The organism is Campylobacter sp. BCW_6877, from assembly GCF_001762445.1.
Taxonomy (GTDB): Bacteria; Campylobacterota; Campylobacteria; order Campylobacterales; family Campylobacteraceae; genus Campylobacter_D; species Campylobacter_D jejuni.
Window position 1 is genome coordinate 1 of the sequence record NZ_MJWW01000030.1, and the last position, 2878, is coordinate 2878.

The window sequence follows — 2878 nt, forward strand, 5'->3', positions numbered from 1 at the left end:
ACTATACCAACAGTTTTATTTTGATTCATCTATAATGCTCTCTTTTTCTTATGAATTTTATATGTTTTTATTATATCAAATGGTAATTTAAATAATCCACCCTTATACCAATTTTTACAATTTTTAATTAAAATTTGACCTAACTTATAAGAAAGATGATTTTTAATTGCCATAGCTTCTTTATAATCTAAACAACTTTCTATAGGTGGTAGTTTTTTTATTTTATCTTTACTAATTTTTTGCTCTTGTTTATAAAATATTACAACTGATAATAAATATATAGGAATTAATACTATACTAAAGAAATTTTTAGAATTAATGATTAACGACTGTCCCAGTTTGTATGATAATTGATTTTTTATTCTTTGTTTGGCTGAATAATAACCAAATTGTTCTTGCAAAGTCAACAATTGTTTTGGATTAACAATTGTACAATATTCATCTATCATTTTTTTATATTGCACAATAGGTGGGATAAGATGATTAAAATCATATTCCTTTGCAATTTCTACAACTTTATCTATTAAGAATTTACAAGACATTTTCTGGCTAAAACTATTATTTGGTAAAATTAAAAAAAATCCTACTAAATCAAATTGATCATAAAAAACAGCTTCAGGTCTCCAACAAGCTGCAGTTCTACTATATTCGGTATAATTTTTATTTTCAATGACACAAGTAATATATGTCTGTTCATCTATAATAAATTCTTTTTTGAGTTCTATTACAGAATTTAAAAAATTAGTAGATTTTACAATAAGATTATTTTTGTTTTGAATATAAATATTAGATAAATGATAAGTTGACTGATACCAATCTAACCCATCATCTTTATTCCAAGTATGAATGGCAAATATTTTATAACCACAATATTTTTGAGGAAATTGTAAAATTGTATTTGTATCAACACTCATAACATTCTCATTATACATAGAATTTTTATAATGTTTTCTTTTTATACTTCCTTTTCTAACTATCAAGTCTTCAATATGGCATTCTTTAAAAATATAATTTTCAGTCTTTATTCTTTTAGATTTTTGAAAAAATATAATATTTTTTATAATATTTATTCCTAATTCTCTCATAATACTATTCATAGGATGCAAACTATCATATAAATTATGAAAAAAATATAAATCATTCATCTTGTAATAACTATCCATATCTATAATATTAAATCCAAATTTTCTTGCAAACCAGTAATGCATATTATTTACAATTTTACAATTTTGCATGTCACATGGCAATAAAATTATCAATACCTTTTTATTAAATTTTACCAATTCTTCATAGAAATAGACTAAAATTTCATATAAAAAGTCTAATGATAATTTAGAATATCTGTCACAGATTTCTTCCAATTCATTTACATTTGATTCAGTAATTATTAAATCAGCATTTTGTAAAAATTTTTGATTTCTTTCTCTTTTCAATTCATATAAATTTTGAATTGATGTTGTTGCCCCTAACGCTAAATTAGTTAGATGTATATTATTCTGCTTTAAACCTTTTTGCAGACCATCCATGGCCACCGAATTACTACCACCAAATAAAACAACATTATATTTCAACTCTATATCACCCTCGCTAATTTACATATATAATTTGACATTTTTATTTTTTTATTTATATTATATAATACTTATTATTAAAAACAATAAAAAGATTAATGTTTTATTGCAAATAAAATAATTTAATAAATTTTTATACTTATTTAAAATAGTATACATTTTATAAATATTTTTTGATCTTATAATCTTTATCATTTTTAAAGCTTGCTTATAATCTCGATAAAATTCTAAAGGATATTTTTTATCATTATAATTTTTATTTTTTTTTCGATAATTTAATAACAATATATAAATTTCAAATAGACAAAAAATAGCATTACATAAATTAATCTTATTAATTTTTTTACTTATTTTATAAAATAAATATTCTTTAACCCTATCAACAGCCCCTATTGGTTGATTTTCTAAATGAGATTTTAAAATATGTCTATATTTTCTAAGACTCAATGGATCTTTTTTAAAAAAATATAATCTTAATCCCATATTACAAGCTATAGGAAGAAAATGCTTTTGAATTTCTATGCTTAAAATATAATTTAAATTTGTAAATTTTACAAATTCCAAAGCTATTTTTACCCAACTTGCAACTTCATGATATTCTCTAGTAATCTGACAATTGTCAAAAACATCAATGTTGCTAAGATAAGAATTACAACTAATATATTTTTCTTTATTTGTAAAGTTCATCAAACTTTTCTCTCTTATACGATAAATATAGAATTTAGCAGGATAAATGTAAATATTTTTACTTAAAGCAAACAAAATAATCCCGAAAGCAACATCTTCAAAAATAATACCATTAATAAATTTTAACTTAATGCTTTTAAGAAATTTAAAATCAATCATCCCTTGCCAAGCAAACCAAAAATAAAAAATTTTTTTTTCTTTTGCTTTATATATCCATTGATATGAAGTAATAACTTTTTCATCTTTATAATCAAAGTAAAACATTTGGTTAACATGTTTTTTTTTAATTTTATAATTCAGCACTTCATAATCAAACCAAAGTACTTCTACTCCATTCATTCTAGAAACACATTCTTCAATACAATTTAATCTCCAATAGTCATCGGAATCTAAAAATATAATATAATCTATATTCGCGTTAGTAAAATTTATCAAATCTTTTTCACTATCAAAATATTTATAACTCTTGTATACACTATGTATTTCATAATGATTATTGCCATTAACACTAAATTCAATTAGAGTGTTTTTTTGAAAAATCTGATTTTTATTTATGAATTTATACTCCCCGCTAAAATATTCTATACCCACATTTCTAGCACTACTTAATCCTCCATTTT

Annotated in this window: 2 protein-coding genes; both read right to left on the bottom strand. The window is 21.9% G+C overall.

Annotation, left to right across the window (positions count from 1 at the left end):
• Positions 1–29: 29 nt before the first annotated feature.
• The gene (locus AJ936_RS10100) at positions 30–1571 is read right to left on the bottom strand and encodes an SGNH/GDSL hydrolase family protein (RefSeq protein WP_070274018.1); all 1542 of its coding nucleotides are present in this window, start codon (positions 1569–1571) and stop codon (positions 30–32) included.
• A 60-nt stretch (positions 1572–1631) separates the two neighbouring features.
• A partial coding sequence (locus AJ936_RS10310; protein ID WP_070274019.1) for a glycosyl transferase family 2 occupies positions 1632–2878 on the bottom strand: 1247 nt, incomplete at its 5' end.